This is a genomic window from Streptomyces sp. NPDC017943, assembly GCF_044328425.1.
Lineage (GTDB): Bacteria > Actinomycetota > Actinomycetes > Streptomycetales > Streptomycetaceae > Streptomyces > Streptomyces djakartensis_A.
Map to the genome: position 1 here is coordinate 305,398 of NZ_JBIRHH010000009.1, position 13,826 is coordinate 319,223.

Consider the following 13,826-nt stretch of genomic DNA (forward strand, 5'->3'; position numbering starts at 1 on the left):
TCCCTGTGTCTCGGCGCCCGCGTTCGATATTTCAACAGGCGATCGGCATGACGAACACAGGCTAGCCATAGAGGTAGAGCCGGGCAATGGCCCGGGGGCCGAGGGCCCGAAAGACACGAGCACTACACCGTCGTGCACGTCGACGCCCCGGTCCCCGGGCGGGCGGTGGTGAAGGAGCGGGTGGGGGTGTGACGGCCGGGGGCCGGTGGGTCTCGTAGGGGTCCCCGGCCCCGGTCACCGCCGCCCGCGGGGTACCCCGAGTTCTCCCCTCAGGCGGTGGGCGCGCAGGACCAGTTCGAGTTCGAAGCGGCGGTCCGGGTCGTCGATCTCGTCGCCCCACAGTTCGCGGATCTGGCGCAGCCGGTAGCGGACCGTCTGCGGGTGGACACCCAGGCGGGCCGCGACCTCGGGGGCGCCGCCGCGGGTCTCCAGCCAGGCCAGCAGGGTCTCGGCGAGGCGGCGGCCGTGGGTGGGGCCGCAGTGGGCCAGGGGGGCCAGGCAGCGCAGGGCCAGGTCGTCGATCAGTTCCTCGGGCTGGAGGAGGACGAGGGCCTCGGTGTGCTCGGTGCAGTGCAGGACCTCCCCGGAGGGGAGCAGGTCGCGTTCCATGAGGCGGACCGCGGCCTCCGCCCAGCGCAGCGACTTCGCCGCGTCGGCCAGCGGGACCGGCGGGCCGATCGCGCCGGACCAGCCGGCCAGGGCCCGGTGCAGCAGCTCGGGGCGGCCGGCCGCGTCCGGCTCGGGGACGACCATGCGGGGCTGCTCGTACTCCATGTCGAGCAGGACGCCCTGGCCCACCGCGGGGGCCATGGCCTCGCGGGCCGGGCGCAGCAGGACGCCGACCGCGACCTTCCCCGGCACGGGCCAGCCGATGCGGGCGGCCCGCTCGGCGAAGGCCTCGGTGGGGTCGCCCCGGTGGTGCTCGGCCAGCAGCAGTTCCATGAGGCGGCGCTGGAGCCGCAGGCGTTCACCGGCCTGGCGGGCCGCCGCCTCGGCGTAGCCGCGCACGGACTGGTCGACCAGGCCGTCGAGGTACTCGTAGCCGGCGTCGACGAGTTCGTACATCGCCGGGGGCGGGATCTGCACGCGCTGCCCGATGTCGGCGAAGCGGCGCCAGGCCATGCGTACGCCCATGCGGTAGATCGCCTGGAGGGAGTCCAGGGAGCGGCCGTTGAGTCCCTCGCCGCGGCCGAAGTCCTGGAAGACGCCGGGCGGGACGGTGGGCCGGCCCTCGGAGCGCTCCAGGTGCTGGACGAAGACCTCGATGGCCCGGCGGATGCCGATCAGGGCCATCGGCTCGCCGGAGTCGTCGAGGACGACGGGCAGGTGCGGGTACTCGCGCTGGATCTCGCGGAGGATCTCCTCGGCGAGCCCGGGTGCCTCGGCCATGACGGTCGCGGCGAACCGGCGCACCTGGAGGCGCGGTACGTCGTGCCAGGCCGAGCGGGTGGTGACGGTTCCGGTGCGGGCGGCCGTCATCGGTCAACTCCCCTGCCCGGTCCGCTCGTACGTGATCAGGGGCGTGTTCGGCTGGTCGGGGGTGGCTTCGAGCAGCGCGACCACGCCCAGCGCGGCCCCCACGGCGAGGGCGGCGGCGAGCGCTACGGTCAGCGCAGCAGCGAGCAGTCTGGACATCGCAGGGTCAGCCTCTCTGTCCCGGATTCGCCCGGAGATCGTCCGGAGGTCGCCCCACCCCGGCGCCCCGTCCCTGCTGTCGCGCCCAGTCTCGACAAGCATTGACACCCCGTCAAGAGCGGCCTACGGTTCCCGGCCCAACCGCACGCGCGCATTTCCGCCGCCGTGCCGGTCCTCTCGTACGTCGAGCCGTCCCAAGCCACTGGAGTGCCCGGATGCGCCGTACAACCTCCCCGTTTTCCCTGGTCCTGCTGGGTCTCGGCACGTTCCTGCTGGTGCTGGCGCCCCTGCTCGCCTGGTACGTGCAGCCGCGTGCCGCGGTGAACCCGATCGACATCGACACCACCGCCGTCTACACCGGCCGGGGCAGTGTCTTCGACACCGACCGGATCGAGACGGTCCCGGACCGGCGGATCACCGTGACCCAGCGCGTCCGGGGCGACGTCGAGGACAGCGAACGCAGCGGCAACGCCGTCTGGGACGTGACGACCACCGTCGACACCGACGCGTCGCTGCCGGCCGCGGATCCGCACGACGCGCTGGACTTCGTGCCCCACCGCTGGGTGATGGACCGCAGGACGACCCGGCCCGTGCACTGCTGCGGGGAGAAGCCCCACATCGAGGGCGAGGCCTACCTGAAGTTCCCCTTCGACGTGCAGAAACGCTCCTACCAGTGGTGGGACAACACCCTCGGGGACACGGTCGTGCTGCGCTACCGCGGCACCGAGAAGGTGCAGGGCTACACGGGCTACAGGTTCACCGGCTCCGTGCAGCCGACCAGGACCGGGACCCGCATGGTGCCGGGCAGTCTCGTCGGACGGCCGCAGCGCCCGCAGGTCCTGGCCGAGGAGTGGTACTCCAACCACGGGTTCGTGCTGGTCGTCGACCAGGCCACCGGACGTGTGCTGTACGCGCAGACCGGGCCGCGACGCACCCTGCGGGCACCGGGCGGGAAGAAGGACGCGGCGGTGCTGCTGGACAGCGAGAAGGTCGCCTTCACCCCCGCCACGCAGCGGGAGGCCGTGCGGCAGGCGAAGCGGGACAGCGGACAACTCCGGCTCGTGGGGACCACGTTGCCGATCGGCGCCGGGATCGCCGGGCTGCTGCTCGCGGTGGCGGGCGGCGTTCTGGTGGTGCGTGGGCGGAAGGAGCCGGAGCAGCCCGTTCCGTCCGATATGCCCCCTTCGCCCCGGCCCGCCCTCACAAAGTGATGTGACGTCAGCGTCGACAAGGGCGGAAATTGTCACGTCGGTGAGTAGCCGTGGCGAACGTCCGGGCGAAAACTGTCCCACCCCACCCCGAGCACAGACCGTCCACACTCCCCTCCTGGAAAGCGCTCAGGCCCCTCACAGGCCGACCCCCCGTGACTCACCACCCCACCCCCCTCACCCCACCCCCCACGTCTTCCCCACGCTGAGTTCCGCACTCCGAGACGAGTTGGAGCACCCATGCCCCAGCACGTGCCGTCCCAGCTGCGCACCGCGCTCTCCGGCGGGCCGCAGCACCCTCCGGCGCTCCCCCCACAGCCGCGCCGGATCGTCTTCCTCGCCCACCGCGATCTGGACAATCCCTCGGCCGGCGGCTCCGAGCTGCTGGTCGACCGGCTCGCCGACGGCCTGACCCGCCTGGGCCACCAGGTGACCCTGCTGTGCGGCGGCCCCGCGTCCTTCCGCGACTACCGCGTCGTGTCGGCGGGCGGCCCCTACGGCCACTACCTGCGGGCCCGTTCGGCGTTCGCCCGGCAGGCCGGCGAGTGCGACCTGCTGGTCGAGGTCTGCAACGGCATGCCCTACCTGGCCCCGCTGTGGCACCGCGGGCCGACCCTGACCCTGGTCAACCACGTCCACACCGACCTGTGGGCGATGCGTTTCGGCGGGCCGCTGGCCCCGGCGGCCCGACTGGGCCGAAGACTCGAGCACTGGGCGCTGGCCGGGGCGCGGCAGCGCAACCTGCTGGTGGCGGTGTCGTCCTCGACGGCGCACGCCCTGCGGGTGATCGGGGTCGCGCGGGAGCGGATCCGGGTCGTGCACAACGGCGTGGAGGAGCCGGGGCCCGGCGCCGGGCGCTCACCGGAGCCGCTGTTCGTCGCCGTCGGGCGGCTGGTCGAGTACAAGCGGATCGATCTGCTGCTGCGCCTGTGGGAACGGGTGCGGCCGGTGACCGGCGGACGGCTGGTGATCGTCGGCGACGGCCCCGAGCGGGAGCGGTTGCAGCGCCTGGCCGGTCCCGGTGTGGAGTTCACCGGGTACGTCTCCGAGGCCGAGAAGCACCGCCTGCTGTGCGCCGCCTGGCTGCTGCTGCACCCGTCCGCCGTGGAGGGGTGGGGGCTGGTCGTGACGGAGGCGGCGGCCCGGCAGACGCCGAGCGTGGCCTTCGACGTGCCTGGGCTGAAGGACTCCGTGGTCGACGGCGAGACCGGCGTCCTCGCCCGCGGCGAGTCGTCGTTCGCCGCGGCCTGGTGCGCGCTGGCCCTGTCGGCGGAGCGGCGGGAGCTGATGGGCAAGGCCGCCCGGGAGCGGGCCGCGCAGTTCCGGTGGGACCGGACGGTACGGCAGTTCCGGGTGGTGGCCGCGGAGGCGGTGCGGAGCTGGGCGCCGTGACGTCGCCCCTGCGCCGCGTCGCTGACGCGGTGTCACGTGTACGCACCGGACACGGCGGGCCGCGCCCCGGCACCCCCTCCGCGTCCCCACGCTCCCCGCAGACACCCCCGGACCCGCCCGGCGCGACCCCGGGCCCGTCCAGCACCGGCCAGGTCCCCTCCGGGGCGGCTGGGTGGAGGGATCCCTCACTGCGGCGGTCCCTCGCCCTGTTCCGTGCGTTCCTGCACGAGCAGGACGACCCCGCGGCGTGCTACGCGCTGCTCGCCCGGGACGCCGCCGACCAGGTCGAGGCGTACGACGGGCCGGTCGCCGGGCGGACCGTCGTGGACGTCGGCGGCGGCAGCGGGTACTTCACCGAGGAGTTCCGGCGGCGCGGGGCGCACGCGTTCCTCTTCGAGCCGGACCCGGCCGAACTGGGCGAGCAGCCGCCCGGCCCGGCCGTCGTCGCCGACGGGTACCTGCTGCCGCTGCGCGACGGCGTCGCGGACGTCACCTTCTCGTCGAACGTGCTGGAGCACGTCGCCGACCCGGGGACGTTCCTCAGCGAGCTGGCCCGGGTGACCCGGCCCGGCGGGCTGATCTACGTCTCCTTCACCAACTGGCTGTCGCCGTGGGGCGGGCACGAGTGGGCCCCGTGGCACTACCTGGGCGCCGAACGGGCCCGGGCCCGCCACCAGCGGCGCACCGGAAGGCCCGCCAAGCACACGCTCGGCGAGAATCTCTTCGCGGTGCACATTGGCTCGACCCTGCGTCAGGTGCGGGCCCGGGACGACGTCTCGGTCGTCTCGGCGCGCTCCCGCTACTGGCCCTTCCTCGCGGAGGCCGTCGTCAAGGCGCCCGGGATCCGCGAGTTCGCCACCTGGAACCTCCTTCTCATTCTGCGGCGGTGTCCTACATGACGACCACGGTCCAGGCTCCTCCCCCGGCAGCCGCCCCCCGTACCGCGGCCGCGGCCGGCCCTCCCGAGGGCCCCCGGTCGCGGCGCTGGCTGCTGGGCTTCTGGGCCGTGGCGTTCGTGCTGTTCCTCGCGGTGCGGCCCGGGCGGCAGACCTTCGACACCAAACTCGGGGTGACCACGGACCCGGGCCGGTTCCTCGGTGACCTGGGCCAACTGTGGCACGACCGGGCGGGGTTCGGCGGCATCCAGGACCAGTACGTCGGCTACCTCTGGCCGATGCTGCCGTTCCACTGGCTGTGCGATCTGGTGCGGCTGCCGGTGTGGCTGGCCGAGCGGCTGTGGATGTCGCTGATCGTCTCGGTGGCGTTCTGGGGTGCGCTGCGGCTGGCCGAGCGGCTGCGCGTGGGCAGCGGGGCGTCCCGGCTGCTCGGGGCCGCGGCGTACGCGCTGTGGCCGGTGTTCACCACCGTCATCGGCTCGACGTCGGCCGCCGCGCTGCCCGGCGCGTTCCTGCCGTGGGTGCTGCTGCCGCTGGCCGACGAGCGGTACACCGCCCGGGTCGCGGCGCTGCGCTCGGCGCTGCTCGTGCCGTTCATGGGCGGGGTGAACGCGTCGGCGACGCTGGCCTCGCTGCTGCCCGCCGGGCTGTACCTGCTGTCCCGTCCGCCGGGGCCCCGGCAGCGGAAGCTCATCGCCTGGTGGGTTCCGGCGGTGCTCGTGGTGACGGCCTGGTGGTGGGTGCCCCTGCTGCTGCTGGGCGTCCACGGCGAGAACTTCCTCCCCTACATAGAAACCGCGCGGACCACCACGGACACCATGTCGGCCACCGAGGCCCTGCGCGGGGCCGGGAACTGGGTGGCCTACCTGCATCTCGGTGAGGCCTGGCTGCCCGCCGGCTGGACCGTGGCCTCGTCCGTGCTCGTGATCGTGTGCTCGGCTCTGGCCGCCGGGCTGGGCCTCGCGGGGCTCGCCCGGCGGGACATGCCCGAGCGGCGCTGGCTGGTGCTGACGGTGCTCGTGGCGGCGCTGGTGCTGCTCGCCGGGTACGGCGGGGCGTTCGGGGCGCCGTTCCACGGGGTGGTGCAGGACTGGCTGGACGGGTGGCTGTCGCCGTTCCGGAACATCTACAAGTTCCAGACCGGCCCGGCGCTGGCGCTCGTGCTGGGGCTGGCCCACCTGACCGCGGTGGCCGCCGAGCCGCGCGGGGCCCGGCCGGTGCGCGGCCGGCGTCTCGCGCCGCTGGCCGCGGCCGTCCTGGTCCTGCCGGGGCTGCTGTGGCCGTACCTCAACGGCTCGATCCTCAACCCGGGTTCGTTCCCGAAGCTGCCCGCCTACTGGCAGGCCACGGCCGACTGGCTGGAGAAGTACTCACCCGACGCGCGGGCCCTGGTCGTCCCGGCGACCGCGCACGGCGTCTACACGTGGGGCTCCCCCATCGACCAGCCGCTCGACGTCCTCGCCGAGTCGCGCTGGGCGCAGCGCGACTACGTCCCGTTCGGCACGCCCGGCAACCGGCGCGCGATGGACGCCGTCGAGCAGGCGCTGACGACCGGGGCCCAGGTGCCGGGGCTGGCCGACTACCTGAGCCGGGCGGGGCTGTACTACGTCGTGGTGCGCAACGACCTCGACCCCGACCAGATCGGCCACGTGCCGACCGCGACCGTCAAGCGCACCCTGGAGCAGTCCGGGTACGAGCGGGTGACGGGGCTGGGGCCGGTGATGACGGGCGGCCGGATCGCCCGGGACGCGCCGCTCCAGGTGGAGGGGCTGTACCCGAGGCAGCGGGCCGTGGAGATCTACCGCCCGGCCGGCCCGGACGTGGTCCGGCCCGGGCAGGCGGGGCTCCTGCCGGTCGCCGGCACGGCGGCGGTGTCCGGCGGGCCGGAGGCGCTGCTGCCGCTGGCGCAGCGGCTGCGCGGCCGGGCCGCGGTCCTCACCGGCGACGGCCACCCGGGGCTCGAGGCCCCGGCCGTGCAGGTGGTGGGCGACGGGATGCGGCGGGCCGACACCCGCTTCGGGCTGGTCAACGCGGGCACCTCGTACACGTACACCCGCGACGAGCGCAACGCGTCCGGCGCCCTCCAGGACCCGGGTGAGAAGCCGCGCCAGATCCTGCCCACCGAGGGCGTGGAGCACCAGACGGTGGCCGAACTGCGCGGTGCCCGCGCGGTGTCGGCGTCCTCGTACGGCAACTGGCTGTTCCACCTGCCGCAGTACGACCCCGTCAACGCCTTCGACGGCGACCCGCGCACGGCGTGGGCCGAGGGCGCGCCGGACACCCCGGACGGGCAGTGGCTGCGCATCGACTTCACCGGCCCGTACGCCATGCCGTCCTCCTTCGAGGTCACGCCGCTGCCGCAGGAGAACGTGCGGGCGGCGGCCACGAAGGTGCGCGTGGAGACCGCCGAGGGCGAGCGGACGAGCTTCCTGCGGCCGAACGGCGAGCCGCAGCGGATCAAGGCGCCCCGGGGCGCGACGACGTGGATGAGGCTGACGATCCTGGACGCGGCGGAGCGGCGCCCCGGGCTGACCGGTGCGGGCTTCTCCGAGATCACGCTGCCGGACGTGCGGGTGACCCGGCTGCTGCGGCTGCCGGCCGACGCGGACCGGGCCCGCGCGGACGCCACCGTCGTGTCCCTGCACCGCGCCTCCGATCCGACGGGCCTGTCCCCGACCGGCACCGAGACGGGGCTGCACCGCCGCTTCACCACCGCGCAGGCCGGGACGTACGAGGTGCGGGCGAGCGCGGTTCCGGTACCGGGCGCGGCGCTGGACGAACTGCTCTACGAGGTGGCGCCCGGGCAGCGGGCCCGGATCGTGGCCACCGCCGACTCCACGGCCCGCCTGGGCGCGGGCGTCGCGGCCCGCAACCTCACCGACGGGGACCTGACGACGGCGTGGATCGCGGGCGACCGGCCGACGATCCACCTGCGCTGGCCGGGCAAGCAGCCGGTCGGCGAGCTGGTCCTGGCCCCCGCGGGCGGCCTGTCCAGCCGCGCCACGAAGGTGGAGATCGGCTCGCCGGACGGCGCCGCGATCGCCGGCGTCGACGAGAACGGCTGGGTGCGCTTCCCTGCCATCACCACCGACCGGCTCGACATCACGGTCACCGGGACGGCCCCGCTGACCCTGCACGACCCCGTCGCCGACGAGAAGCTGCGCCTGCCCGTGGGGCTGACCGAGGCGTACGTCCCGTCCCTCGACCGGTACCGCACCCCGCAGCCCGACGGCGGCCGGGCCTTCTCCCTGCCGTGCGGCAAGGGCCCGGAGGTGGCGCTGGACGACGAGCTGTACCCGACCCGCGTGCAGGGCACCGTGCGGGACCTCGTGGAGCGGCGGGGCGTGCGGGTGACGCTGTGCCAGAAGGGCCGCGGCGAGGCGGAGGTGCGGCTGGCGGCGGGCGAGCACCGGCTGGAGGGCGGCGACGCCGGCCCGCTCGCGCTGACGGACGTGACCCTGACCCGCGGCACGGTCGCCGAACCCGCCTCCGCCGGGCGTGACCTGCGTGTCCGGGACTGGCTGGGCGACCGGCGCGAGGTGACGGTCGGCTCCGGCGCGGCCTCGTACCTGACGACGTACGAGAACGCCAACGACGGCTGGCGGGCCACCCTGAACGGCGAGGAGCTGACCCCTGTGCGGCTGGACGGCTGGCAGCAGGGCTGGCGCGTCCCGGCCGGGGCGGGCGGCACGGTCGAGCTGTCCTACGAGCCGGCCACGACCTACGACGCCGGGCTGATCGGCAGCGGCGTGGGCATCGCGGCCCTGCTGGGCCTGGCCCTCTGGCGCCGCCGCGCCCCCAACCCCGACGCTCCGCAGCGCGTTGCGCCGCCGCCCGGCCTGTGGCTCGGCGCGGTCGCCCTGACAGGGGTGGGCGTCGTGATCGCCGGATGGCTCGCGCTGCTGGTCCCGGCGCTGGCCCTGCTCGCGGCGCGCCGGCCCGCGCTGCTGGTGCCGATCGCGTTCACCGCTCTCGCGGGCGCGGGCGTCGCCGCGGCGTTCGGCGCCGGGGAACCGGTCGGCGCGGGCGGGGGAGCCTTCGGGCACGTCGCCCAGTTCCTCGCCCTCACCGGTCTGTTCGCGGCACTGGTGGGCCTGCGCGAACGGCCGCCCGCCGAGGCGCCGACCCGGCCCCTGCCGAGGACGGGCACGGGGAAGGGCGGAACCGCGTGACGGCACCGGTGCGCATCCCGTTCCCGGTGGTGGACGAGGTCTCCCGGCACTGCCTTCAGCAGGAGGAGCCGGAGACCGTCCACATCGAGGTCCACCTGCCCGGCCCCCTCGACGGGGCACGCCTGCGCAAGGCGTTCCTGGAGGCCCTGCACCGCCACCCGCGCATCCTGATGCGCGAGGCACCCGGGCCCTGGTACCGGCGCCGCTACGAGTGGGAGCTGACGCGCGCCCCCGACACGGAGGCGGTGACCTTCGCCCCGCCGGGACCGCACGCGCTGCGCGACGCCCGGACCCGGGCGCTGTCCGCGGCCCCGCCGCTGTCCCTGTCCCCGCCGGTCCGGCTGGAGGTGGTCGGCTCGGTGCTGCTGCTGACCGTGAACCACACCGCCCTGGACGGCCCGGCCTGCCTGCGCGTCCTCGCGACGGCGGCGGAACTGTACGGAGGCAGGGACAACGCCCCCGCCGCGCCCCCGGTCCGCCCCGCCGAACCCCCGCGGACCGCCCCCGACACCCGGGCCGGCCTGGCGCCCCCGGCACGGGTGGCCCCGGGCACGCCCGGCGACCGGCGCGGCAACGGCCTGCTCGTCACCGAACTGCCGCTGCCCCACCGCCCCCAGGGCTCCCCGTACACCGTCAACGACCAGCTCATGGTCACCACCGCCCTGACCGTCGCGCACTGGAACCGGGAGCGGGGGGCCCGGCCCCGCCCGCTGCGCATCACCATGCCGGTGGACGACCGCCCCCGCGACGCCTCCATGCCGATCGGCAACGGCACCCGCCTGGTCGACGTGCCCTTCGTGCCGGGGGAACTCGACGGCGGCGCCATGGCCGACCTGCTGCGCCGCACCGCCGAGCGCACCCGGGCGCTCAAGGCGCAGCCCCGCCCCCAGTTGGGCCACGGGGCCGCCCTGCTCACCGCCCCCTGGGCGCCCGTCACCGTCCGGGCCGCCCTCACCCGGGGCCTGCGCCGGGCCGCCGCGCCCTGGACGTCGACGACCCTGCTCAGCAACATCGGCCGTATCCCCTACCCCCTGGACTTCGGCGCGGAGGCGGGCCGCGCCCACGCCGTCTGGTTCTCGGCGCCCGCCCGCATGCCCCGAGGCCTGACCGTGACCACGGCCTCCACGGCGGGCCGTCTCCACCTGGCGCTGCGCTGGTCGACGGCGCTGCTCGGGGACGGCGACGGCGACCGGCTGCGCGCGCTGTTCGCGCACTACCTGCACACCACGGAGGTGACCGCGTGACCACGACCACCGGACCCCCGCCGCGCGAGCTGCGCGACTTCTACGAGAACCCCGCCGTCCCCGTCGCCTCCGGCACCCCGCGCAGCCTCCGGCAGGCACGCATGCTGGCCCGGGCCCTCGGCCCGGCCGGCGCCCGTGGGCCGCGGACCGTCCTCGACATCGGCTGCGGCGACGGCACCGCCGCGGCCACCGCCGCCCCGCTCCTGCCCGGCCACCGCGTCGTCGGCGTCGACTGGTCCCAGGACGCCCTGCGGCGCGCCCGCACCCGCATCCCCTACGCCGTGCGCGGGGAACTCACCGGCGGGGGGCTGCCGTTCGCGTCCGGGTCGGCGGACGCGGTGCTGTTCAGCGAGGTCGTCGAGCACCTCGTCGACCCGGACGCGGCGCTGGACGAGATCCGCAGGATCCTGCGCCCCGGCGGCCATCTGATGCTGTCCACGCCGAACCTGGCCGCCTGGTACAACCGGGCCCTGCTGCTGGCCGGGGTGCAGCCCGTCTTCTCGGAGGTCAGCCTGCGGCGCGTGCACGGCCGCCCGGGCAGGGAGGTCGTCGGGCACCTGCGGCTGTACACCCCGCGCGCGCTGCGGGAGTTCGTCGCCGCCAGCGGGTTCGACGTGGTCCGGCTGGAGGGCGCCCCCTTCCACGGGGTGCCGCGCCCGCTGCGCCCGCTGGACCGGCTGGCGTGCCTGCGGCCGCAGCTCGCCTCGATCCTGCTGCTGCACGCGCGAAGGTCGTAGCCCGTGTGGTGGGGAGTGGCCGCGGCCCTGCTCGCGAACACCCTGTACAGCCTGGGTTTCGTGCTGGAGAAACGGGCACTGACCTCCTTGCCGGAGGTGAGCATCCGCCGCCCGGCCCGGCTGCTGCGCCTCGTCGTCGGCAGCCCCCTGTGGATCGGCGGTTGTCTCGCCCTCGCCGCCGGGTTCGCCGCCCAGCTCGTCGTCTACCGCACCCTGCCGATCGCCGCCGCCCAGGGCATCTTCGTCTCCGGCCTGGTGCTGCTGGTGCTGCTGTCGTCCCGGCTGCTCGGGGAGGAGACGACCGGCCGGGAACGGTACGCGCTGGGCGGGATCCTGCTCGCGCTGCTGATGGTGGTGCTGTCGCTGCGGCAGGACACCGACACCGTCGGGCAGGACGCCCCCTACCCGCTGGTCCTGGCGGTGTGCGTGCCGTCGCTGGCGGCCGGGGTGCTGCTGTACGGCTCCGCCGAGCGGCGCGCCCGCAACCGGCACCGGCGCCCCACGACCGGTGTCGAGTACGGCGTTGCCGTGGGGCTGCTGTACGGCGTCAGCTCCCTGGCGATCAAGGGCGTCTCCGGGCGGCTGACGGCCGACGGGATCGGCGGCGCCGTCATCGGTCTGCTCGGCTCCCCGTACCCCTACCTGCTGCTGTTCACCGGCGCGTTCGGCCTGGTGATGTCGCAGGCGGCCCTCCAGCGCTGCCGGGCTTCCCTGATCGTGCCGGTGTGCACCACCGTGACCAGCCTGTTCACGGCCGTGCTCGGCACCCTGTCGTTCGGCGAGGCCCTCCCGCACGAGCCGTTCCGGCTCGCCCTGCGGGTGACCGGCACGGCGCTGGCGGTGGCCGTGCTGCTGACCATGCCGAAGCACGACTCCGCTCCCCGACCCCACGAACCGGCCAAGGAGTTGGCATCACCGTGAAGCCCGACGACCCGCTGCTGAAGATCCTGGCCTGCCCGCTCGACAAGGGCCCGCTGCATCTGCTGCCCGCGCGGGCCGGGCAGCAGGAGGCGCTGTACAACCCGCGCCTGCACCGCCGCTACCCGGTCGTGGACGGCATCCCGCAGCTGCTGCCGTCCTCCGGCGAGCAGGTGCCGGACGACGAGCACGAAGCGCTCCTGAGGAGGATGGCGCCATGACGCGTGTCGCGGCCCGGCTCGCGCCCTTCCTGCCCCCGCGCCTGGTGGCCGCGACCGCCCGGGCGCTGTACCCCCGGTTCGAACCGGAGCTGGCCCGGCTGGCCGAACTGTGCCCGCCGGGCTGCCGCACGGCGGTCGACGTCGGCGGCTGGTACGGGCCGTGGACGCACCGGCTGGCCGCCCGCGCCGAGCACGTGGTGACGATCGAGCCGGTGCCCCGGCTGGCCCGGCTGCTGACCGCGGCGGCCCCGCCGAACGTCCGCGTGATCCGGGCCGCGGCCTCCGACCGGCCGGGCATCGCCCGCCTGTGGCTGCCCGCGGACGACGCGGGTGACCGGGGGGTGTCCTCCCTGGTCCGGCGGGACATCCACGGCCGGGCCCTGGACGTGCCCTGCGTGACGCTGGACGAACTCGGCCTGCGCGACGTCGGCTTCGTCAAGATCGACGTGGACGGCAACGAACCGGCGGTCCTGCGCGGGGCGACCGGTCTGCTGGCCCGCGACCGCCCGGCCCTGTTCGTGGAGCTGGAGGCGCGCATCCAGCCGATCGCGCCCGTGGTGACGTATCTGAACCTGCTGGGCTACGACGGCTGGGTGCTGCCCGGCGACACCTGGGTGCCGCTGGCCGCGTTCCCGCTGGAGGAGCACCAGGAGGCCGCCTCCTACGTCGTCTCCCACGGCCTGCTCCGCCGGGTCCTGCCCTCGTCCGTGCTGCGCGGGCCGCGGTACGTCAACTCCGTGCTGTTCCTGCCCGACGGCCGCCGCCCCGGTCCCGCGCCGGTCGGCGACGATGGGTCCCATGCCCTCCGGAACACACCCCGCTAGTCCCTTCACCCCGCTCGACTTCCAGCTGGTGCTGCTGCGCCGCATGGCCGACCACAATCCCGGCCTGGTCGAGGACGCCCGCCGCGAGCTGGGCGTGTCCGTCGCGGAGATGCGCGAGGCGAATCGGCGCTGGCAGGCGATGGTCCGCTCCCCGCGCTCCCGGGCGCCCCTCGCGCGCTACCGCCGGGTGCTGGGCGAGCCGGAGTCCCGGGCCGCCCGCCGGATCGGCGACCTCGACTGCGAGGCCCACCTGTGGCCGGTGCCGCTGTGGCCGTCCCTGCGCTTCGAGGTGCTGACCGCCCCGACCGGCGCGGTGTGGAACGAGTGGCTGGTCCGCGCGCCGGGCACGCCCGGACCCGCCCTGCGCGCCCTGGACGATCTCACGCCCTGGTCCTGCACGGTCGACGAGGCGGCCCGGGCGTTCGCCCCGGTCCGTCCGTTGGAGGGTACGGCGCCCACCCGCTGGGGCCTGGCGTTCAGCGCCCCGGACGCCGGGGGCGTACCGCGGGAGGTGGTCGCCGAGTTCACCTGGGGCCTGCTCCAGCGGGTGTCGGCCGGCGCCACCCGGGCCTGAGCGGC

The 13,826-nt window shown here is 75.3% G+C and carries 12 protein-coding genes; 10 read left to right on the forward strand and 2 right to left on the reverse strand.

From position 1 onward, the window contains the following. Positions 1 to 234: 234 nt before the first annotated feature. Together ACH4C6_RS28225 and ACH4C6_RS28230 are read right to left on the reverse strand one after the other, a co-directional pair. Positions 235 to 1,479 (reverse strand): PucR family transcriptional regulator, encoded by a 1,245-nt coding sequence (locus tag ACH4C6_RS28225; RefSeq protein WP_398111421.1) that lies wholly within the window; start codon positions 1,477 to 1,479, stop codon positions 235 to 237. 3 nt (positions 1,480 to 1,482) lie between these two features. After that, positions 1,483 to 1,635, reverse strand: a complete 153-nt coding sequence (locus ACH4C6_RS28230) for a hypothetical protein (RefSeq protein WP_199825679.1) — start codon at positions 1,633 to 1,635, stop codon at positions 1,483 to 1,485. Positions 1,636 to 1,850: 215 nt separating this feature from the next. On the opposite strand from ACH4C6_RS28230, the gene ACH4C6_RS28235 reads away from it, so the two are divergent. From ACH4C6_RS28235 to ACH4C6_RS28280, 10 genes are all read left to right on the forward strand, one after another. Beyond that, on the forward strand, positions 1,851 to 2,846 hold the full coding sequence (locus ACH4C6_RS28235) for a DUF3068 domain-containing protein (protein WP_398111422.1): 996 nt from the start codon (positions 1,851 to 1,853) through the stop codon (positions 2,844 to 2,846). A 237-nt stretch (positions 2,847 to 3,083) separates the two neighbouring features. Next, entirely contained in the window at positions 3,084 to 4,235 is a 1,152-nt protein-coding gene (locus ACH4C6_RS28240; RefSeq protein WP_398111423.1) for a glycosyltransferase family 4 protein, read from the forward strand. Between the two features lie 188 nt (positions 4,236 to 4,423). Then, positions 4,424 to 5,134, forward strand: coding sequence for a class I SAM-dependent methyltransferase (locus ACH4C6_RS28245; protein ID WP_398111485.1), 711 nt, complete (start codon positions 4,424 to 4,426; stop codon positions 5,132 to 5,134). Next, positions 5,131 to 9,303: an alpha-(1->3)-arabinofuranosyltransferase family protein gene (locus ACH4C6_RS28250; RefSeq protein WP_398111424.1), complete on the forward strand. Its 4,173-nt coding sequence runs from the start codon at positions 5,131 to 5,133 to the stop codon at positions 9,301 to 9,303. Before ACH4C6_RS28245 ends, ACH4C6_RS28250 begins: the two co-directional genes overlap by 4 nt. Continuing rightward, positions 9,300 to 10,547 carry a condensation protein gene (locus ACH4C6_RS28255; RefSeq protein WP_398111425.1) on the forward strand — a complete coding sequence of 416 codons (1,248 nt, stop codon included), beginning with the start codon at positions 9,300 to 9,302 and terminating at the stop codon, positions 10,545 to 10,547. The genes ACH4C6_RS28250 and ACH4C6_RS28255 overlap by 4 nt, the downstream gene beginning before the upstream one ends. Next, positions 10,544 to 11,284: a methyltransferase domain-containing protein gene (locus tag ACH4C6_RS28260; RefSeq protein ID WP_398111426.1), complete on the forward strand. Its 741-nt coding sequence runs from the start codon at positions 10,544 to 10,546 to the stop codon at positions 11,282 to 11,284. The genes ACH4C6_RS28255 and ACH4C6_RS28260 overlap by 4 nt, the downstream gene beginning before the upstream one ends. Before the next feature lie 15 nt (positions 11,285 to 11,299). Continuing rightward, positions 11,300 to 12,205, forward strand: coding sequence for a hypothetical protein (locus tag ACH4C6_RS28265; protein WP_398111486.1), 906 nt, complete (start codon positions 11,300 to 11,302; stop codon positions 12,203 to 12,205). Beyond that, a complete protein-coding gene (locus tag ACH4C6_RS28270; protein WP_398111427.1) occupies positions 12,202 to 12,423 on the forward strand; it encodes a Trm112 family protein in 222 nt (73 codons plus the stop codon). The genes ACH4C6_RS28265 and ACH4C6_RS28270 overlap by 4 nt, the downstream gene beginning before the upstream one ends. Beyond that, complete coding sequence (locus tag ACH4C6_RS28275; RefSeq protein ID WP_398111428.1) at positions 12,420 to 13,247, forward strand: FkbM family methyltransferase; 828 nt, start codon at positions 12,420 to 12,422, stop codon at positions 13,245 to 13,247. The genes ACH4C6_RS28270 and ACH4C6_RS28275 overlap by 4 nt, the downstream gene beginning before the upstream one ends. Further along, complete coding sequence (locus tag ACH4C6_RS28280) at positions 13,213 to 13,821, forward strand: hypothetical protein (protein ID WP_398111429.1); 609 nt, start codon at positions 13,213 to 13,215, stop codon at positions 13,819 to 13,821. The genes ACH4C6_RS28275 and ACH4C6_RS28280 overlap by 35 nt, the downstream gene beginning before the upstream one ends. Positions 13,822 to 13,826 lie beyond the last annotated feature (5 nt).